Raw genomic sequence first — 18,954 nt, forward strand, 5'->3', positions numbered from 1 at the left:
ACTATTCCACCGAGGTAAGAAAGATGAGTGCGGCTTCCCTGTATCCCGTTCGTCCCGAGGTTCTGGCCAATACGCTGACCGACGAGGCGACCTACAAGGCCATGTACCAGCAGTCGGTCGTCAACCCGGACGGCTTCTGGCGCGAGCAAGCCAAGCGCCTCGACTGGATCAAGCCTTTCACCACGGTGAAACAGACCTCCTTCGACGATCACCATGTCGACATCAAATGGTTCGCCGACGGCACCTTGAACGTTTCCTACAACTGCCTCGACCGTCATCTGGCCGAGCGCGGCGATCAAGTGGCGATCATCTGGGAGGGCGATGACCCTGCCGAAAGCCGCAACATCACCTACCGCGAACTGCACGAGCAAGTCTGCAAGTTCGCCAACGCCCTGCGTGGCCAGGATGTGCACCGCGGCGACGTGGTGACTATCTATATGCCGATGATCCCCGAAGCCGTGGTCGCCATGCTGGCCTGTACCCGGATCGGCGCGATTCACTCCGTGGTGTTCGGCGGCTTCTCGCCAGAAGCCCTGGCCGGTCGCATCATCGACTGCAAATCCAAAGTGGTGATCACCGCCGACGAAGGCATTCGTGCCGGCAAGAAAATCCCGCTCAAGGCCAACGTCGACGACGCACTGACCAACCCGGAAACCAGCAGCATCCAGAAAGTCATCGTGTGCCAGCGCACCGGTGGCGACATCAAGTGGAACCAGCATCGCGACATCTGGTTCGAGGACCTGATGAAAGTGGCCGGCACCGTTTGCGCGCCGAAAGAGATGGGCGCCGAAGAAGCGCTGTTCATCCTTTACACCTCCGGCTCCACCGGCAAGCCGAAGGGCGTGCAGCACACCACTGGCGGCTACCTGCTGTATGCAGCCATGACCCACGAGCGCGTGTTCGACTACCGCCCGGGTGAGATCTACTGGTGCACCGCCGACGTCGGCTGGGTCACCGGTCACAGTTACATCGTCTACGGCCCGCTGGCCAACGGCGCGACCACGCTGCTGTTCGAAGGCGTGCCGAACTACCCGGACATCACCCGGGTGGCGAAGATCGTCGACAAGCACAAGGTCAACATCCTCTACACCGCACCGACCGCGATCCGCGCCATGATGGCCTCGGGTACTGCTGCGGTTGAAGGTGCCGATGGCAGCAGCCTGCGCCTGCTCGGTTCGGTCGGCGAGCCGATCAACCCGGAAGCCTGGGACTGGTACTACAAGAATGTCGGCAAGTCGCGCTGCCCGATCGTCGACACCTGGTGGCAGACCGAAACTGGCGGCAACATGATGAGCCCGCTACCGGGCGCGCATGCGCTCAAGCCAGGCTCTGCGGCGCGTCCGTTCTTCGGCGTGGTACCGGCACTGGTGGACAACCTGGGTAACATCGTCGAAGGCGAGGCCGAGGGCAACCTGGTGATTCTCGATTCGTGGCCAGGCCAGGCGCGTACGCTGTTTGGCGACCATGACCGCTTCGTCGATACTTACTTCAAGACCTTCCGTGGCATGTACTTCACCGGTGACGGCGCCCGTCGCGACGCCGATGGTTACTACTGGATCACCGGTCGCGTGGACGACGTCCTCAACGTGTCCGGCCACCGCATGGGCACCGCCGAGATCGAAAGCGCGATGGTCGCGCACCCGAAAGTCGCCGAAGCCGCTGTGGTCGGTGTGCCGCACGACATCAAGGGGCAGGGCATTTATGTCTACGTCACCCTGAAAAATGGTGAAGAGCCGAACGAGCAACTGCGCCTGGAACTGAAAAACTGGGTGCGCAAAGAGATCGGTCCGATTGCTTCGCCGGATGTCATCCAGTGGGCACCGGGGCTGCCGAAGACCCGTTCAGGCAAGATCATGCGGCGGATTCTGCGCAAGATTGCGACGGCTGAATATGATGGGTTGGGTGATATCTCCACCCTGGCCGATCCGAGTGTGGTGCAGCATTTGATTGATACGCACAGGATGATGAAGGCAACCTGATTCATCAGGCATCATCGAGTCTTTCGCCCGGTAATTTACCGGGCGTTTTGTTGTTTGGTCCTGGTCTCAAAGACCAATGACTTCAACTATCGATCTTGCTTACTGGAATTCTTTAATACTTTCCCGTGGGTGAGGCTGTCCGTTGATCGAGTTGTGGCTAAAACTTGTCAATCTATTGCCAATAACTCTTTCTCAACTTTAACGAATTATTTTCGGTTTTTATAAAACGTGCTGTTTATGGAGTGAAAAGGAAAAGCTACATGTATCGGGGTCGCCAGCCAAACTTGCAAACTGGTATCGGCTGGGTCGATTGTGACCTGCAATCAAACGATTTGAGATATGAGTACGTGGCGTTGAGTATGACGTTACTTTTAACAACAAAAATAAAGGAGTCGTCATGACTGCTCGTTTCCACAATCCAGTTGATACACGTTTCGGCTGGAACAGCGTTTTGGAACTCGTCGCTCTCACCGAAGACCAAAACGTCGCTCTTGTGATTTTTCCCGAAGCGCGTGGACTGGGATTGGTGGAGCGTATTCAGTTTCTACTTGGCGATCGGTTGACGTACATCGTTGAAGACGTGCAGCCCAACCCCGACGTGTCCCAACTGCGCAACACTTATGAGCGTTTCTGGCAGGAAGCAAGCGATTGCCAAACGGTCATCGCCGTCGGCGGAGGCAGTGCGATTGACACCGCGAAGGCGCTGATTGTCGGCACTGAGTCGGGCAGCTTTGATGAATTGCTTGCCTTGCTGGCAACGGGCAAGCCCTTTGTCCCAGCCCGCAGCAAAGCACTGATCGCGGTCCCCACCACGGCAGGCACCGGTAGCGAAGTGACCCCTTGGGCCACCATCTGGGACACCGAGGGCCAAAAAAAGTACTCCCTGCACCTGGATTGCACCTGGCCCAAAGTCGCCATTGTCGATCCCAACCTGATGCTCACCGTACCGGCTGGCGTCACCGTTTCCACCGGTCTGGATGCCCTGTCGCATGCGCTGGAATCCATCTGGAACATCAACGCCAACCCGATTTCAGACACCTTCGCGGTTTCCGCGATTGAGGACATTCTGGAATGCCTGCCGCTGCTGCGTCATGACCTGAGTAACAAGGAGCTGCGTTCGCGGATGGCCTTGGCCGCTCTCAAAGCCGGGATGGCTTTTTCCAACACCAAGACGGCCCTGGCCCATTCCATTTCCTACGAAATGACTCTGCGCCACGGCCTGCCCCATGGCATCGCTTGCTCCTTTACCTTGCCGCTGGTCCTGGGTTTGGCGTGGGGCCATGACGAAGCGCGCGACCGCACGCTGCAACGCATTTTCGGCAACGATCTGCCCAAGGCACAGGCGCAGCTGCGCGAGTTTCTGCACAGCCTGGGGGTGAAAACGGAGTTTGCCGACTACGGCGTCACGGCGGGCGAAGCGCAAGAGATGATTAATTTTGCCATGCAAGGTGCACGCGGCAAGAACTTCATCGGCTCTCAAGCAGCGTAACCCCTACAGCCAAGCACTGCTGCGGCGTGTCGGGCCGCGGCGATTTCCGACTGCACCTACATAAAGTGCACCCTCCGACTCGCTCGGAGGGAACGAACAATAATAAGGAAAAGATCATGAATCGTGCCCAAACCATGCCAGGTTTAGCAACCTCTACCCCCTCGTTCCGGGTCGCCCAATGGCGCATGCTGCTGGCGGCCATGTTCTGTTATCTATTTTTCTACACCGGTCGGCAGACATTTGGTTTTGCCATTCCGGGCATTCAGGCGGAGTTTGGCTTTACCAAGGAACACCTTGGTTGGGCATCGGCGGCCATGCTCTGGGCCTACGCCATTGGCCAGGCCATCAACGGCAACCTCGCGGACAAGTACGGTGGTCGGCGCATCATGACCGCCGGTGCCGTGTTGTCCTGCGTCGCCAACTGGGTGACCAGCTTCGCCAGCGGCTTTGCCGCGCTGATCCTGCCTTGGGGTATCAACGGCTACTTCCAGGCCTTGGGTTGGGCACCGGGTAGTCGACTCCTCTCCAATTGGTGGAGTGCGGGCGAGCGCGGCAAGGTGTATGGCTTGTATGTGTTTGCCGCGGGTTGCGCCTCGGTCCTGTCCTATGTGACCTCAATCGTCGTGCTCGAAGTCTTCCAGTTGGAATGGCGTTGGATCTTCCGTTTGCCAGTGCTGCTGATGCTGGCGGGCGGCATCATCTTCTACCTGGTAGCCCGTGAACGTCCGCAGGATTTGGGCTTTGAGCCTCTCGCCGATACCGGTGTGGCCAATGCCGACGACAAAAACCACGAAGTGGCACACGGTGAAGTTGAAACCTCGGCGCAACGCTATAAAGCGGTGCTGAAGAATGCCCGCTTGATCATCGCCGCTGTGTCTCTGGGTTTCCAGAACGCGGCTCGCTATGGCCTGATCGTCTGGGTACCGGTGCACTTTCTGGGCGCCAACTGGAAAAGCGGCGACAGCCTGGTCGATCCAAAGTGGATTACCGTAGCGCTGCCGGTGGGCATGGCCATCGGTGCGCTCAGTAATGGCTGGATTTCGGACAAACTGTTCGGTTCCAAACGCTACCTGGCGATCATGCTCTACATGTTCCTTGGTGCGGGCACCAGTCTGTGGATGTGGACCCTTGCGCCTCACAGCGCCCTCGGCCTGGTGGCATTGTTCCTCTGTGGCTTTTTCGTCTACGGCCCGGCGTCGAGCTTTTGGGCACTGTGCCCAGACCTGGTTGGCGCCAAGCGGGCGGGTACGGCCACCGGCGTCATGAACTTCGCGTCCTATCTGTTCGCTGGCCTGGCGGAGCCCCTGATCGGCGGCATGCTCGACGCCACCGGCAATACCTCGTTGATCTTCATCGTGGTCACCGCTGCCTGTCTGTGCAGTGCCACGGTCGCGCTGTTTATCAGGCGTTAATGCTCTGTCTGAGTTGCACGGTTTAAATGCCAGAAAATAAGAATCAGGACTTTTCTATGTACCAGTACTACGAATGGTTCCGTTCTTTTCATACGGTTGCAAGAACAGGCAGTTATGCGCTTGCGGCTGAATATCTGAGCGTTCGCCGACCGATTGTGTTTGAACAGGTGAGCGCTTTAGAGAAGAGTTTTTCAGTGGAGCTATTTCATCGTCACGGGCGCTCCTTCGAATTGAGTTCCATAGGACGTCAGCTGTTTGCAATAACTCGAGGTCTTTTCGATCAAGAGGATGAAACCGTGCAACCGAGGGTTAGCCCTGGCAATCTCAGGAAGGGCTCACTGCGAGTGGGTGCTGTATCTCCCCCAATCGCAATGAACATAATTTATGCATTGATGCATCACTATCCCGACATCGAACTGAAAACATTCTTCAATACCGAAAGTACGACGTTGGAGCGGCTATACAACTTTGACATTGATGTTGCAATCCTGGCTCACTCGGAGTTCGATCAGCGTCTATACACTCACTTGTATCGACGCTACCCTATTATTGCCGTTGTCCCCGAAGATCATCCCTGGGTGCAGCAATGTGAAGTTGCCGTTAATCAGATCGGCGGCGAAAAACTTGTTCTGCGTGAAGGGAGCTCTCGAACGCGCCAACTCGTTGAAGAAGGATGCAGGAAACTTGATGTCGAACTCAATTGCGTAATGCAACTGAACAGCCGTGAAGCTATCGTGCACGCCATCTCGCAGAATATGGGTATTGGATTTGTCTCGGAGGTCGAATACGTTGGGACGCCTGGCACCCGTCCAATAATCTTTGCCGATCATCCCTTCCACATTGAATACTACCTTTGCTGTTTGGATATACACCGTGCACGGCCGCTGATTGCCGAATTACTTAACTTCAGCATGATGCCCTACTTGGCGCCGCATTAGTTTATTTAAAGAAGAAGCCACGAAATCACCCTCCCGCAGTGGGAGGGACGCTCCCACTCATTCCTCGAACGGAGATTCACCATGCAATACAAACAACCTTCCCAAGTACAAGCTGTGGTCCTGGACTGGGCGGGCACTGTCGTTGACTTCGGCTCTTTCGCGCCCACTCAAATCTTCGTCGAAGCCTTTGGCGAATTCGGCGTTGCAGTCTCCCTCGAGGAAGCGCGTGGCCCGATGGGCATGGGCAAGTGGGACCACATCCGCACATTGTGCGATCAACCGCAGATTGCTGAACGCTACCGCGCCGCCTTTGATCGCCTGCCGACCGATGACGATGTCACCGCGCTCTACGAACGTTTCATGCCTCTGCAGATTGAAAAAATCGCCTTGCATTCGGCGCTGATTCCGGGCGCTTTAGAAGCCATTGCGACCCTGCGCGATAAAGGCTTGAAAATTGGTTCCTGCTCCGGTTATCCGGCGGTGGTGATGGAGAAAGTGGTCGAGTTGGCCCGGCAGAACGGCTACGTCACCGATCACGTCGTGGCCACTGACGAAGTGCCTAATGGCCGTCCGTACCCAGCCCAGGCGTTGGCGAACGTGATTGCCCTGGGGATCAGCGACGTGGCTGCCTGTGTGAAAGTCGATGACACCTGGCCAGGCATCCTCGAGGGTCGCAGCGCTGGCATGTGGACCGTCGCACTGACCTGCTCTGGCAACGCTCTGGGTCTGACCTATGACGAATACAAAAACTTGTCGGCGGCAGTACTGGCGGAAGAGCGTGCGCGGATCTTCAAGATGTTCGAAGACTCGCGTCCCCACTACGTGATCGACACTATCGTCGAACTCCCCGCCGTGATCGAAGACATCAACCAACGCCTGGCACGCGGTGAGCTGCCTCAAGCCTGCTGAGTGTCTTGAGCTTTTTGCTACTTGTCTGGCTTGCGCATCAAGCCGGGCAAGTAGCTACCCGAGCAATCTAAACCATGGGAAATCCCATGAGCGGAAGAGTCGGCAGACTGGCAATTTGTTTAAAAGCTATTGGGGATTTCAGTCCAGCCGTTTGAACTTGAAAGACGAAGGAGAGATCCAGAAAGAGGCGTCTCGAATGACTATCCTGACAATTAATATGTTCAAGTCATTCACCTGTTTCGTCGTCAGATTTTGAATTTATCTGTTTAAGTTTGCGTCAAAAATACGAACTAGTACTTGCAATAGTAGTTGCCGATCCAGCAACCAAAATGCGCTGTTGATCGAAAACGATACGGTTCTTCATTGCGTAGCGTTTTCGTGAAACCGAGCTTTCATAATAAAAAAACCTGGAGCACAAAATGTACAAGCAAACCCTGTCGGCTGCCGTGGCGCTGGCCAGTATTTCCTCATTTGGTGTCTATGCTGGCGAAGCCGCACCCGAAGGCTTCATCTCTGGTAGCAAGGCAAGCGTCAGCTCGCGCACCATGTATTTCAACAACGACAACCGCGTTGGTGGTGCAGATCAGAAAGAAGCTGCCGAAGGTCTGCTATTTAACTACGCTTCCGGCTACACCCAAGGCACCGTTGGCCTTGGCGTCGATGCTCAAGCGCTCGTGGGTATCCATCTGGACGGAGGTAAGGGCCACCACCCTGACAACAACACCTTTTCTCCAAGCGACTCTGATGGTTCCGCTGAAAAAACGTGGAGCCGTGGAGGTGCCAACGTCAAGGCCAGACTATCCAAAACCGAGCTGAAGTTGGGCAGCGCGCTACAACCTAACTTGCCGATCCTCGTTGCCAATGACGGTCGAGTGCTGCCTCAAACTTTTCAAGGCGGCATGCTGACCTCAAAAGAGTTCAACAACGTGACGCTAAATGTCGGCAAGATCACTCAGGCAGCTGGCCGTGCATCCAGCAACTGGGCTGGGCTCTCAGTAGCCGGGGCAACACAAGATTCCAACAGTTTCCAGTTCGGTGGCGCGGACTGGAAAGTCACCAAGGATTTGACCGTTCAGGCATATCATTCGCAACTTGAAGACTTTTACAAGCAAACGTTCCTTGGCCTCATACACGTCTTGCCGATAGGCGATGGCCAAAGTTTCAAAACTGACCTGCGCTACTTCGATAGCAGTTCCGATGGCAAGAATGGAGATGCGGGCTACCGTTTCAACAACAACAGCGGATACGCGAAAAATGCGGGCGAGGTCGACAACAAGACCTGGAGCGCCATGTTCACCTATACCCTTGGCGGTCACTCGTTGATGCTCGGCCACCAGCGCGTGAGCGACGATGGCGGGTTCGTGTGGGTAAACAACGGGAGCATCGCTGATAGCCGTGGACGCAATGAAGGCGAAGGGGGTTCCAGTTTTTATCTGTTCACCGATAGCATGATCAATCAGTTTGCCCGTGCAGGAGAAAACACCACTTTCGGCCAATACACCTATGATTTCGCTCCTGTTGGCGTGCCAGGCTTGAAAGCCAGCGTCGCGTATTTGCATGGCGATGATATTAAGGATGTGGGTAATGGTAGCGATCACTCGGAGTGGGAGCGCGACATGCGCTTCGACTACGTTGTACAGAGTGGTCCGCTGAAAAACTTTGGTGCGTCCCTGCGTCACGGCGTCTACCGCGGTGACGATTCAGGCTCGGTTCGTAACACCGACCAAACCCGTCTGATCTTTAACTACACCTACACGTTCATGTAAATCACGTGTCGTAAAAGCCCCGTAAACTCTCGCAATGCTGTTCACTTAAGCATGGGGTTGTTAAAAACTGGCTTGGGGGGATATCCATTGCTGCGGTAACGGCCACTTATGGTTTCGCCCTTACGGCGAGTCCCTTTTTCAAACGCCAAAAAGGAACCAAAAGGCTCTTGCCCCACCACTCGGTGCCTCGCCTAGGCTCGGCATGCCCTCTCTCCGGCATTGCTCCGTGGGTCGCCGCGCTGGGCCATCCATGGCCCAGCGCGGCTAAACCGGCGTCCTGCCGGTTTACCCACTACGCAATGCCCGCGTTCGGCCATCGTGGTTTAACGGGGCGCCACGATCAAAAGCAAAGCGAGGCGGCCTGACAGCCGACCTGTTTCTAGTGAACAGGTTTCCCTGTAGGAGCGAGCTTGCTCGCGATGGTCGCCAACGATAAAGCGCCCTGTCTGGATGACTGCGTTGTCTGGAAGTCCATCGTAGGAACGCCGCCCGGAGCAGGCGCGCTCCTACAATTGGATCGCGCACAGACCTACAATCAGGTCGGCTGTCAGGCCGCCTCGCTTTGGCTTTGGCTTTTTGATTTTCTTGCCCTATATCGAGAGGCCGAGTGGAGGTTCTGCGCAGGCTTTTCCAAGTGACTCGCTGTAAGAGCAAAACCATAGGTGGCCGATACCGCAGGAATGGATATACACCTAATCCAAATATCCACCTGGAGCCCCCCAACGTAAAGTGAACAGCATTACGTAAACTCTCGGGGCTTTTATAAACAGGCATGCGGTGGATTTTCATTTTCCGAGATCATGGTCGCAATTGAATGCACCGCGTTACGATCCGTGCACTAACATGGTCAGCGCTTAATCAGTAACGACAATACTGCGCTCGCCGCACAGAGTCCCGCTACCGTCGGAAAAATGATCGACGTACTACCGGTCGAGTCGGGCAGTGCGACCGTGACCCACTTCGGGTCAATCAGCGTTGACGACGTCTTCCAGTCCAGCCCGAGAAAACGGTGAGCAGCCTTTGGCTGCGCTAACCAGTATTTGGATTAAGCGAAAGGGCGCGCGCAGTCTTCGCTGCGCTACTGAGTTTTTGCATCAGGCGAGTTGGTTGAGCGCGATATCGATAATGTCGAAGTTACGCAGGCGACCAGGGTTATCGAGGCTGGCTAATTTGCGATTGAAAATGAGGGGCACTTTTTGCTCGGATACACCGCCGTGTGAACGCAAGGGCACCGTCAATCCGGACAAGTCGTGTTTGTCGGCCGAAGTCCCCATCACCGTCAAGCGTTCTGCAATAACCACGAGATCGCCAATCCGGTCTTCCGGGAGTTCGAAACGCTGGCTGGCTTGGGTACGCGTCAGAACCGCCTCGACACCCGCCATGCCGGTGAGAAAATCGATGGCATCGCGCTGTGGTACCGCATCGCGCAAGTACACGGTGGCGTAGGATCCCAGAGCACCGTGGTGCACTACATCGGGGTCGGTGATCGGCAGTAATACCCGGGTGTGCTGCGCGCCGTAGCGGGCGTCGAGCAGGTCTTGCAAAAACAGGATATTGGGGCGGCCTATCGCATCGGTCTTGGCGTTCATACCGTGATCCGCGGTAATCGCCACGATCGCGCCTGCCTCGTGGTAACGCTTGAAGTAGCTGTCCATCATGGCGTAGAACGCATTGGCCTCCGGGGTGCCCGGCGCATGCTTGTGCTGTACATAATCGGTGGTGGACAGGTACATGAAGTCGGGGCGCTCTTCGTCAGCAATGAGAGCCCGGCGGCGAACACGAACTCTGAAAGCTCAGCGCTGTACACCGAAGGCACCGGCATGCCGACCCGTGCGAGGATGTTCTCGACGTCGTGTTCCTCCAGGTTCGCCTGATCGGCTTTTTCCGCCGAAAAGCAGATACCGTTGAGCTGATGCCCCAGCAGGTTGCGCAGTTTGTCCTTCGCGGTCACCACGGCGACCAACTGCCGGCCCTGGCCATCTCGGCAAGGATGGTTGGCGCGCGAAGGTACTTCGCGTCGTTCATCAACACTTCTTCCTGCGTGTCCTGGTCAAAAAAGCAGTTGCCGCAGATGCCGTGAACGGAGGGTGGGGCGCCGGTCACGATCGACAGATTGTTCGGATTGGTGAAGGAGGGCACCACGCCGTCGCTGGGCTCGACCTTCTACGCGTTAGTGCCGCTCGATGCCGACAAGCCAGTCCACTTGAGGGCGTTTGTCGATTGGCTGCAATCTGTGAGCGTTACAAGTGAGTAACCGCAGTGATGGTAGCTATGTATCTCGATTCAGCATCCTGACACTAGAGAATGGCTACGGTTTTGAACCATGTAGCCGATGGGTTATGTCGAGGTTGCTGCCACAAACTCCATAGTTCTCATTCTCGACCTGGAAAAAGCGGGTTCGATCAATCCAAAAGGCTGTAAAACAGCACTGACGTGTTCCAGGTCGCGACTGATGCAATTCGTGGCTTCGACCGGGCGATCGCTCAACCAACGAACGTCGATGTTCCAATTCAATGAGCCCGTGAGCGTTTTTACACGCGCTGGGCCGATTGCTGCCAGTCAGCAAAATCTGCAATTGACCCATTGTCGGCTGTCACCAGAGAGACTCGGGTGCATCGCATCGGACATTCAGCGTCGAGATTGGAGTTCAACGACCGCAACGGCGCTCTAGGCTGTCTCGGAGTTCATGGAAGCGGTTTTGTCTTGGCCTTGCCACTATCCTGGGAGATTGTGAATTGCCCTGGGTTTGATGAAACCCCAAACCCATAAGGGTGTTGCTCCTCTTTGAGGGCCGTACCTATGAGGGCTAGCAAACGAAGGCGAGCCTTATTCGGCTTATGATCATGCATTGACACACACCGTATAAGGGGCACCTGATGACCACTGCACATGTTTTCATCGCCATCAGTCTGGATGGCTTTATCGCCCGACTCGATGGCGACATCGACTGGCTTTTGCAGCGCGATGATCAGACCGAGGATCATGGCTACTCAGATTTCATCGCCGACAAGGATGTAATCGTGATGGGGCGGGGAACCTATGAGAAGGTGCTGACCTTCGACACATGGTTCTACGACCGGCCCGTGGTGGTGCTGTCTGAGCAACTGGCCGACTCGCCGGTGCCCGAAGCGCTGAAGGGCAAGCTGCGTTTTTCCAACCAAGCACCTAGGGACTTGATGGAGGAACTGGCGAGGCAAGGCATGCGTCGGGTCTATGTCGATGGCGGGCAGTTGGTGCAATCATTCCTGCGCGATGGATTGGTCGCCGATATGGTGATCACCACCGTTCCCGTGCTGATCGGATCGGGTAGGCCATTGTTCGGGGGCCTTCAGCAGGATGTTGACTTGAAACTGTTATCCAGCCGCTGCTTTCCTTCGGGTTTGGTGCAGTCCACCTATCGGCTGGCCCCATGACCCACCCGCATGGACGTTCTATCCAAGGCAAGGGCAAGAGCGCGCATCGTACCCCCGCCCTGGATCATCTACTGGGCCCTTTGGTAGAGGTAGAGTGTTCGAATCACTCCGTCCTTACCATATTTTTCAATGACTTAGCCCAACTCTAACCAGTTGGGCTTTTTCATTGGTGGCGAGTTTTTCGGGACTTCATCCAGTTTTCCTCTTCGAGCACGCTGGTGCCAAGCTCCTGTACCGGGAATTCCCAGTCCCACCTCAATTTGGTAAAAAGTCTGAATGCTTGATTGGATCCAATCTGCTAGAATCTGACCACCTGCCTGACTCTGGCTCTTTACCAGGCACGGATTGCTAGGCCAGAGTTGGGCGGGTTCCTGGGTGCATTCAGGTGGCGCGGCGCGGGGAGGTGAGCGTTTTGGGCTGGCTTTCCTTGGTTGGAGTGGTTTTGTGTTACGCGACTTCCGGACCACGGAGGCAGCGCTAATGAACAATCTCGGTTCAAAAGTTATCGAGAAAATTGAGTTTTGCAGTGGCACCTTCGGGGTTTTGCCCTCGATTCAGATCTGGTTTATGCAACAAGGCCACATGAAAAATGAGAGTAGAAATATTATTCATCGCTTTGCTGGGGATTTTATCGCTAGTTCAAACATCACTGTCCTTCGCGGATAATGTGAATGGAAAAAATCTCTATTTACAGCGATGTGCCATGTGCCACGGAATAGATATCAAGGGAACAGGACCACTGGCTAATAAAAGCAATCCTCCTACACCTGATCTAACAACCTCTGCTTTCAAAAAACGATTAAATGATTATCCTGGCGTTATTGTGTCTTCGATCATACTCCGTCCGAATGGAGATTTGATTCCAAGAACTTTGCGAGAGAATGGTGTAAAGCTATTGCCACACTCTTGGAGCGTTAAGGATTTTCGCGATTTAAATCAATACATGAGTGGTGTGATTTCAAAAAATCGATGATTTTGAGATGCCGGGCGGCGAGTAGACGCCTGCCTCTCCGGCTGGCGTGATTCGTTCAAGTGGGGTGATAGGGTCCGCGACATACCAGACAGGGAGTGCGGTCATGGCGTGGCTTAAAAAACTACAAATGCTCCGTGACCGAGTGTGGTGGGGTATTTGTGTTCGTCCCGGCATGGGGCCGATCCGCGACACATCTTCGGGCATCGTTGCACAGAGCGCCAAGCGCGAGCCTTGTATTTTGCGGGTTTCCGAGGTGTTGTCTTGCACGGGGTGCTAGGGGGGCGAGTGTTCGAATCACTCCGTCCCGACCACATTTACTGAGTAAAATCAGGCACGAAACTAGCGACGGCAAACCAACTGTCAACCAAGGCGCTGCATCTGCTGCCTGCTCAACGGAGAGCGCGTCGTTGTTTTGCGATCGTTGACTGAGGGAAAGGATCTGCATATACAGTCCGTTCTTTCAATTTTGTTTCGGTAAGTCATGAGCGAAGAACGAGATATCCCCGAGCCCGAGCACGATCACCTGCTCGATCATGAGTTCTATGATGACGAGTCATGGGTCGAAGATGATGCTCAAGCAATTTTTGACGAAGAAGACGCAGAGGATGATGACGTTGATTTTCTGGATCAGATAGATCAAGAGGACTGACACGACAAAATCCAACGGTTTCACGGCACGCAAGTTACCGGCATGGCTGTTCAGGTCGAATCACACGCAGCGGGCATGCACTTCAGGCGTAAACTGAACAAGGTGCAGCAGGCATAGAAACGCGCTGCACCCGGAGGTGATGTCATGCGTTCAACAACCGTCTGCACCTCGATCGCACTGCTCGCGCTGTTTATGGTGCCACTTGCCACCGCAGCGTCTTCGGTCGAAGTCGTCTTCAAGAACCCCGAAAAATTCACCGACGCCAGCCTGGACAGTCCGGGCTATGAACGTGGTGCCGATCCTTATGTCATGAAAGAGCTGCGCAGCTACATCCAGAAGCTTGGCGAGCGGTACCTGCCAGCCGACCAGCAGCTGCAAATTGAAATTCACAACATCGACCTGGCCGGTCGCTACGAACCCTGGAGGCTGAATGCCTATGAAGTGCGCTTCATGCGTGAAATTACCTGGCCGAGCATCGATCTGCATTACGTGCTCAAACAAAACGGCCAGACCGTGAGCCAGGCCGACGCGAGGGTCATGGACCAGTCCTACCTCCAGCGTCCGGGGCGTGCCGGCAGAAGTGACAGGCTCTATTCCGAGAAGGCCATGCTCTCGGACTGGTTCCACAGGCAGTTCGCCGGGCAACATCAGAGCGGGTTGAATTGAACCTCTGAATCAATTGTCCGATTTGGGAAACTTGGGCCAGAAAGTAAAAAGCCCGGCGCTGGGCCGGGCTTTCTGTAGATGGGCCAAATCCCTTTGGCTGATCGCATTGTGCTTGATAGGTGTGACGAAGGTGTGACAGAAAACCGGTGGTATGGGCAACCGCAGAAACTGTTCGTTCCAGGCTCTATTGTTGCGTGCGACCTCGCTTGTGCAGGAAAGCGTCGCAGGCAACAAAAAGCCCGCTCGGTGGCGGGCTTTTCATACGGGGTCAAATCCTTTTGTCCCTTCAATCTGCGCTTCATTATGTGAGCGTTTCGTGAAAAACAGGTCACTGATACGAAAAATCCCGGTGATCTACGCAGCCCTTACCGCCGATCCAGCCAAACGGTCTGTGCATTACAGAATTCGCGCACTCCGAAGTGCGAGAGCTCACGGCCAAAGCCGCTCTTCTTCACGCCACCGAAGCTGACTCGCGGATCGCTGGCGCTATAACCGTTGATGAATACGCCGCCGGTTTCAAGTTCGTTGGCCATTTGTTGGGCGAGTTCGCTATTGCGCGTGTAGATCGTGGCGGTTAGACCGAACTCGCTGTCATTGGCCAGTTCCAGCGCATGGGCTGCGTCGCGGGCCGTGATGATTGAGGCCACTGGACCAAACAATTCCTGTTTGAATGATGTCATCTGATCCGTCACATCGCCGAGCACGGTGGGTTCATAGTAGTTGCCGGGGCCTTCAGCCTTCTTTCCACCCATCAGCAACGTCGCGCCTTCTTCCAGAGTGTCGCGCACCTGTTGATCCAGTGCATCAGCAGTGAGTCGCCTGGCCTACCGCAATGAGCGATAGGCAATGGGTTCGCTGTAAGCCGACTGCAGGGCGCGCTCCGGGATCTCCCAGATGATTTGCTTTGGCGGCGTTTCTTTGAAGGCCGGGTTGTTGAGGTAGCTGTTGGCGGCGCCAGAGAACCCTCCGCCGTCTTTGGCGAAGTTACCTACGGGGGCGCCCAGTGCCTGCTGCAGAAACCCTGCGAAGTTGGAATTGCGTGAAAATGAAGTGCCAATGAGCGCGGTGTTGGGGAGGTCGGCATCGCCAAAGAGGTCTGCCTCAGTGTCAGGGCTGGCGGCTGACTCAACGGGAAGCTCGTGGGTGCTGGTTTGGGCGACCATTTCGGGTGTGGGTTGCCATTTGAGCGGCAGCCAGTCGATGCCCGCCAGATGGACCAGATCGCCAGGTCGCACCGCGAGCGGGGCATGACTTTCGTTGAACAACCTGCGTGGCGTTGCGCTGATGCCCAGGGTCTTCAGGCGCTGTGTGATGGCATCGGCCGCCGCCTTCGCGCCGGATTCGCTCCAGTGTGTATCGGTGCGCAACCAGGCACTGGCCCCCAGTGGCGCCAGCGCACCGGTAAGGTCCAGATTCGACACGCCACCCACATCCAGCTTCGAGGTCCAGGCCTGGATGCGCCCTTCGAGAGCGGCTGGGCGTTGCAGTGCGCAACGCTGCCCGGAAGCAATGCGGCTCTTGTCTGGAACGATGACCACCAACAGGCTGATGTCACGTTGGGAGAGCCGCTGTTTTAGATCAATCACTGCCTGGACTTTGGCATCGGCATTGCGCTGTGCTTGATGATTGACCTTGAGCTCATCGGCCAAAAACAACCAGTCAGGACAACCCGAGCGAACCCTCGGCCCGGTGTCACTGAGCAGAAGCCAGCTGACACCACGCTCCAGCTTGGCGAAGGTCGTGGGGAGTTGAGCGTTCGCCAGTTCCCTGGCGATCCGATGAGTGATATCGCCGTCAAAAAGCTGCGGGGTCAGCACTTTATCGGGTAACAGCGAGAACTGTCCTGTGATGATCAGACGGCCGGAGGACAGTAGTCCGACGAGCAGGAATATCAGCAGCGCCACGCCTGCCAGCTGACTGCTGCGTGTCGCCAGCTCATCTGGCTGAGTGGGGGGCTGGGTGTGCTTTGGGGTCGTCATCAGAATTGGAAGTACAGGAAGGGTACGGTTTCGCGACTGGCGATCAGTGCGAACGACAACATGAAACCGGCGATGGGCCAAAGGGCAGCGGCGTAAAACGCAATGCCGCCCAGTCGTTTCTCACAGTAAGGACGCAGCAGCGGTGCGATGACACCCAACACTCCCAGCAAGCCCGCAAGGCCGTGTACCGGGCGCAGGGTCGCGGACAGTTCGTCACCGAGGGCAATGCCCTGCAGGCCGAACTGTCCGGCATACAGGCTCAGCGCGCTATGAAAGTCGGGGGCGCGGAACAGTGTCCAGGCCAGGCACACAAACAGCAGAGTCAGGACATGGGACAGCACCGGCGGTACAGAGGGCAGGGTGGAACGGCTCCAGGCACGATCAACGCATAACGCGAGGCCATGGGCGCAACCCCACAGCAGATAATTCCAGCTGTCGCCACCGTGCCAGAGGCCGGCGATAGCCATGATCAGGAACAGGTTGCGGTAGGTTTTCCAGGTGCCATTGCGATTGCCGCCCAGCGGAATATACAGATAGTCGCGTAACCAGCTGGACAGCGACAGGTGCCAGCGACGCCAGAAGTCCTGGATGCTGTTGGCCAGATACGGACGGTCGAAGTTCTCGGGAAAGTGGAAGCCCAGCATCAGTCCCAGCCCAATGGCCATGGCACTGTAGCCGGCGAAGTCGAAGAACAGTTGCAGGGAGTAGGCAAGGCAGCCGATCCAGGCGTCAGAGAAACTTGGGTTCTGCACATTGAACGCCACGTCGACCACAGGCGACAGTGTGTCGGCCACCAGGACCTTCATGCACATCCCGACCATGAACCGGCGTGCGCCCAGCGAGAAATTCTGCAGGTTGAAGTAACGTTGATTCAGCTCGCGTCGAACCCAGTCATAGCGAATGATGGGGCCGGCGACCGAATGGCCGAACATCGAAATATAGGTGGCGTAGTTAATGAAGCTGCGTTCAACCGGCACGGTATGGCGATGCACATCCACCACATAGGAAATCGCCTGCAGTACGATAAACGACAGCCCGGCCGGCATGATGACCCGCTGCCAGTCCAGGGGCATGGCGCCGTACCAGGTGGCGGCTTCGATCAAGGTGCCGGCGACGATGTTGGCGTACTTGTACCAGCACAGCACCGCCGTGTTGAGCACGATCAGCGTCGCGAGTAGCCGCACGCGGCCCTTGCCGTCTTCCCGTAAGGCGTCAATCAGCAGGCCGCCGACCCACGCCGTGATTGTCAGCGCTACATGCACCGCCAGGAACCGTGGGCTCAACCAGCCATAGAATAGCCAGCTACCGATCAGTAGCGTGACGTTGCGCCAGGCGGCTGGGCACAGTGCATAGGCACACAGGAACAGCGGCAGGAACAACGTCAGAAACTCGAGAGAAGCAAAAACCATGGTGGTGGCGCGATCCGATCAGTGGGCCAGGACGTCAGTCGCGGGCAACAGGTAAGGGCCATTTGCGCCAGGCAGTAGCACAACGCTGTAGCGCTCGCCGGCCTTGAGCTGGCCCAGGTCAAGCGGGGCACCGACGTTGGTTTGGGCGCAGACCAGTTGAACCGACAAGCTGACCGGGTTGATCGCTCGGCGTTGTACGCTGCCGTCGGCGACCTCCTTGAACAGGTCGGCATTCTTCCCCGCAGCGCGCAAACCGGCCTGGGTGCACGCTGGATCGGCGCTGATAAACGCCAGCGAGGCTCTCAGGCTATTGAAGTCGTCGGGTTGCTCACGGATGACGACCTGGCGGATACCTTGAGCGCTGTCTGGCAAAGCGATCACGCTGGCGAACTCGCCGGCTGCCACCTGGATGTCCAGCGGCTGGCTTTTACCGTTGCGTTCCAGGGTGCCCTTGATCGGCTGGTTGGCGGGCACGGGCAGGTAGTCGGACACGGCATTCGAACCCTCGAGCCTGAGGCTTGCCTGCGAGCCTTCGGCCAGCAGCTGCAAGGGGCGGTCGGCGGCGTTGATAAAGCGCAGGAAGGCCGAGTCCTGATCCGGGCCCGTCGGGTACAGGGCAAAGTCGGCGGACTGGGCGTGCAGGCTCAGCACCAAGGGCGCGAACAGCGCCCAGCCACATGCGGATTGGCTCATTTGCCGGCTCCTGTGCCGCTGGCGCGGTCGGCGGGCAGTTTGGCCACGGCATCACCGATCGCATTGCCCCAGGATTGATAACCGGCGACGGTGAAGTGCTGGCCGTCGGTGGTGATCCACTGTCCGGGTTTGGAAAACGTCAGCGAATCGATGTAGGTGCAAGGCGCCACGTTCGCGGCCAGAAACTGCGACATCAATTGGGTGCGGGCATCATTCTTCTGGTACATGCCACCGGCTTTGCCCCAGGCCGGGCCCACCCAGGCGCAACGGGTTCCGGTGGCGGCGATGGCCTTGGCCAGGCTGGTGACGCTTTGCCATGCCCAGGCCTTTGGAAACACCGGCTTGTCGTAGGACGCCATGGTGTCGCCGATGACCAGTACCACCAGGTCGGGCTTGTCGGCGGCGATCAGGTCCTGGATCGGTGTGGTGGTGGCGTCACGGCCCTTGATCACGATCTTGTCGTTGCCTTTGCGCTCGGCACCGCAGTCAACCTTCTTGCTGATCAGCCAGTCACCGGCGCTGGCGCCGCAGGCACCGATGGAGTGGACCTGAGCGCCTTGGCGCGTCAGGTTGTCGTGCAGCGGTTCCAGCAAATGGTCCGCAAGGCTCATGTGGCTCTCCCCAAGGACAAGGAGAGTCAGACCGGCAAGGGCAGAAGTGGGCATCGAAAGCTCCAGAA

At 56.7% G+C, this 18,954-nt stretch carries 16 protein-coding genes and 1 pseudogene; 10 read left to right on the forward strand and 7 right to left on the reverse strand.

The genetic code is table 11. The features are described 5' to 3' along the window. Positions 1 to 23 precede the first annotated feature (23 nt). The 6 genes from acs (at position 24) to QMK54_RS11805 (ending at position 8,493) form a co-directional block, all read left to right on the forward strand. The gene (acs, locus tag QMK54_RS11780; RefSeq protein ID WP_320402538.1) at positions 24 to 1,979 is read left to right on the forward strand and encodes an acetate--CoA ligase; all 1,956 of its coding nucleotides are present in this window, start codon (positions 24 to 26) and stop codon (positions 1,977 to 1,979) included. A 397-nt stretch (positions 1,980 to 2,376) separates the two neighbouring features. Continuing rightward, complete coding sequence (gene psrA, locus QMK54_RS11785) at positions 2,377 to 3,468, forward strand: iron-containing alcohol dehydrogenase PsrA (RefSeq protein ID WP_027620556.1); 1,092 nt, start codon at positions 2,377 to 2,379, stop codon at positions 3,466 to 3,468. A gap of 116 nt (positions 3,469 to 3,584) precedes the next feature. Continuing rightward, a complete protein-coding gene (locus QMK54_RS11790; RefSeq protein WP_110661375.1) occupies positions 3,585 to 4,880 on the forward strand; it encodes an MFS transporter in 1,296 nt (431 codons plus the stop codon). 56 nt (positions 4,881 to 4,936) lie between these two features. Beyond that, positions 4,937 to 5,818: a LysR substrate-binding domain-containing protein gene (locus QMK54_RS11795; RefSeq protein WP_320402539.1), complete on the forward strand. Its 882-nt coding sequence runs from the start codon at positions 4,937 to 4,939 to the stop codon at positions 5,816 to 5,818. Positions 5,819 to 5,899: 81 nt separating this feature from the next. Next, positions 5,900 to 6,727, forward strand: coding sequence for a phosphonoacetaldehyde hydrolase (gene phnX / locus QMK54_RS11800; RefSeq protein WP_320402540.1), 828 nt, complete (start codon positions 5,900 to 5,902; stop codon positions 6,725 to 6,727). A gap of 419 nt (positions 6,728 to 7,146) precedes the next feature. Next, the gene (locus QMK54_RS11805; protein WP_110661370.1) at positions 7,147 to 8,493 is read left to right on the forward strand and encodes an OprD family porin; all 1,347 of its coding nucleotides are present in this window, start codon (positions 7,147 to 7,149) and stop codon (positions 8,491 to 8,493) included. A 1,094-nt stretch (positions 8,494 to 9,587) separates the two neighbouring features. Here the strand turns inward: QMK54_RS11805 and QMK54_RS11810 are convergent. Then, complete coding sequence (locus QMK54_RS11810) at positions 9,588 to 10,226, reverse strand: alkaline phosphatase family protein (RefSeq protein WP_320402541.1); 639 nt, start codon at positions 10,224 to 10,226, stop codon at positions 9,588 to 9,590. A 214-nt stretch (positions 10,227 to 10,440) separates the two neighbouring features. Further along, positions 10,441 to 10,632, reverse strand: a complete 192-nt coding sequence (locus tag QMK54_RS11815) for an alkaline phosphatase family protein (protein ID WP_320402542.1) — start codon at positions 10,630 to 10,632, stop codon at positions 10,441 to 10,443. A 737-nt stretch (positions 10,633 to 11,369) separates the two neighbouring features. Between QMK54_RS11815 and QMK54_RS11820 the strand changes: the two genes are divergently transcribed. The 4 genes from QMK54_RS11820 (at position 11,370) to QMK54_RS11835 (ending at position 14,194) form a co-directional block, all read left to right on the forward strand. Then, positions 11,370 to 11,906 carry a dihydrofolate reductase family protein gene (locus QMK54_RS11820; protein ID WP_110660242.1) on the forward strand — a complete coding sequence of 179 codons (537 nt, stop codon included), beginning with the start codon at positions 11,370 to 11,372 and terminating at the stop codon, positions 11,904 to 11,906. 589 nt (positions 11,907 to 12,495) lie between these two features. Continuing rightward, the gene (locus QMK54_RS11825; RefSeq protein ID WP_110660241.1) at positions 12,496 to 12,879 is read left to right on the forward strand and encodes a c-type cytochrome; all 384 of its coding nucleotides are present in this window, start codon (positions 12,496 to 12,498) and stop codon (positions 12,877 to 12,879) included. A 481-nt stretch (positions 12,880 to 13,360) separates the two neighbouring features. Further along, the gene (locus QMK54_RS11830; protein WP_320402543.1) at positions 13,361 to 13,528 is read left to right on the forward strand and encodes a hypothetical protein; all 168 of its coding nucleotides are present in this window, start codon (positions 13,361 to 13,363) and stop codon (positions 13,526 to 13,528) included. 144 nt (positions 13,529 to 13,672) lie between these two features. After that, on the forward strand, positions 13,673 to 14,194 hold the full coding sequence (locus tag QMK54_RS11835) for a DUF3016 domain-containing protein (protein ID WP_320402544.1): 522 nt from the start codon (positions 13,673 to 13,675) through the stop codon (positions 14,192 to 14,194). Positions 14,195 to 14,559: 365 nt separating this feature from the next. On the opposite strand, the pseudogene QMK54_RS11840 reads toward QMK54_RS11835, so the two are convergent. The 5 genes and pseudogenes from QMK54_RS11840 to QMK54_RS11860 all read right to left on the reverse strand — a co-directional run. Next, positions 14,560 to 15,000 (reverse strand): annotated as a pseudogene (locus tag QMK54_RS11840) (aldehyde dehydrogenase family protein); the annotation flags it as partial. Between the two features lie 18 nt (positions 15,001 to 15,018). Further along, on the reverse strand, positions 15,019 to 16,173 hold the full coding sequence (locus QMK54_RS11845; protein ID WP_320402545.1) for an alginate O-acetyltransferase AlgX-related protein: 1,155 nt from the start codon (positions 16,171 to 16,173) through the stop codon (positions 15,019 to 15,021). Beyond that, on the reverse strand, positions 16,173 to 17,582 hold the full coding sequence (locus QMK54_RS11850) for an MBOAT family O-acyltransferase (RefSeq protein ID WP_110660238.1): 1,410 nt from the start codon (positions 17,580 to 17,582) through the stop codon (positions 16,173 to 16,175). Before QMK54_RS11850 ends, QMK54_RS11845 begins: the two co-directional genes overlap by 1 nt. A gap of 18 nt (positions 17,583 to 17,600) precedes the next feature. Further along, positions 17,601 to 18,275 (reverse strand): alginate O-acetyltransferase AlgF, encoded by a 675-nt coding sequence (locus tag QMK54_RS11855; RefSeq protein ID WP_320402546.1) that lies wholly within the window; start codon positions 18,273 to 18,275, stop codon positions 17,601 to 17,603. Next, a complete protein-coding gene (locus QMK54_RS11860; RefSeq protein ID WP_110660236.1) occupies positions 18,272 to 18,940 on the reverse strand; it encodes an SGNH/GDSL hydrolase family protein in 669 nt (222 codons plus the stop codon). Before QMK54_RS11860 ends, QMK54_RS11855 begins: the two co-directional genes overlap by 4 nt. Positions 18,941 to 18,954 lie beyond the last annotated feature (14 nt).

Source organism: Pseudomonas sp. P5_109 (assembly GCF_034009455.1).
In the GTDB taxonomy this organism is placed as follows: domain Bacteria; phylum Pseudomonadota; class Gammaproteobacteria; order Pseudomonadales; family Pseudomonadaceae; genus Aquipseudomonas.

Coding starts and splice junctions, on each gene's coding strand:
- QMK54_RS11790 (WP_110661375.1), top strand. CDS start 3,585: ATGAATCGTGCCCAAACCATGCCAGGTTTAGCAACCTCTACCCCCTCG.
- QMK54_RS11795 (WP_320402539.1), top strand. CDS start 4,937: ATGTACCAGTACTACGAATGGTTCCGTTCTTTTCATACGGTTGCAAGA.
- QMK54_RS11820 (WP_110660242.1), top strand. CDS start 11,370: ATGACCACTGCACATGTTTTCATCGCCATCAGTCTGGATGGCTTTATC.
- QMK54_RS11860 (WP_110660236.1), bottom strand. CDS start 18,940: ATGCCCACTTCTGCCCTTGCCGGTCTGACTCTCCTTGTCCTTGGGGAG.
- QMK54_RS11850 (WP_110660238.1), bottom strand. CDS start 17,582: ATGGTTTTTGCTTCTCTCGAGTTTCTGACGTTGTTCCTGCCGCTGTTC.
- QMK54_RS11805 (WP_110661370.1), top strand. CDS start 7,147: ATGTACAAGCAAACCCTGTCGGCTGCCGTGGCGCTGGCCAGTATTTCC.
- QMK54_RS11845 (WP_320402545.1), bottom strand. CDS start 16,173: ATGACGACCCCAAAGCACACCCAGCCCCCCACTCAGCCAGATGAGCTG.
- QMK54_RS11835 (WP_320402544.1), top strand. CDS start 13,673: ATGCGTTCAACAACCGTCTGCACCTCGATCGCACTGCTCGCGCTGTTT.
- QMK54_RS11830 (WP_320402543.1), top strand. CDS start 13,361: ATGAGCGAAGAACGAGATATCCCCGAGCCCGAGCACGATCACCTGCTC.
- psrA (WP_027620556.1), top strand. CDS start 2,377: ATGACTGCTCGTTTCCACAATCCAGTTGATACACGTTTCGGCTGGAAC.
- QMK54_RS11825 (WP_110660241.1), top strand. CDS start 12,496: ATGAGAGTAGAAATATTATTCATCGCTTTGCTGGGGATTTTATCGCTA.
- phnX (WP_320402540.1), top strand. CDS start 5,900: ATGCAATACAAACAACCTTCCCAAGTACAAGCTGTGGTCCTGGACTGG.
- acs (WP_320402538.1), top strand. CDS start 24: ATGAGTGCGGCTTCCCTGTATCCCGTTCGTCCCGAGGTTCTGGCCAAT.
- QMK54_RS11810 (WP_320402541.1), bottom strand. CDS start 10,226: ATGTACCTGTCCACCACCGATTATGTACAGCACAAGCATGCGCCGGGC.
- QMK54_RS11855 (WP_320402546.1), bottom strand. CDS start 18,275: ATGAGCCAATCCGCATGTGGCTGGGCGCTGTTCGCGCCCTTGGTGCTG.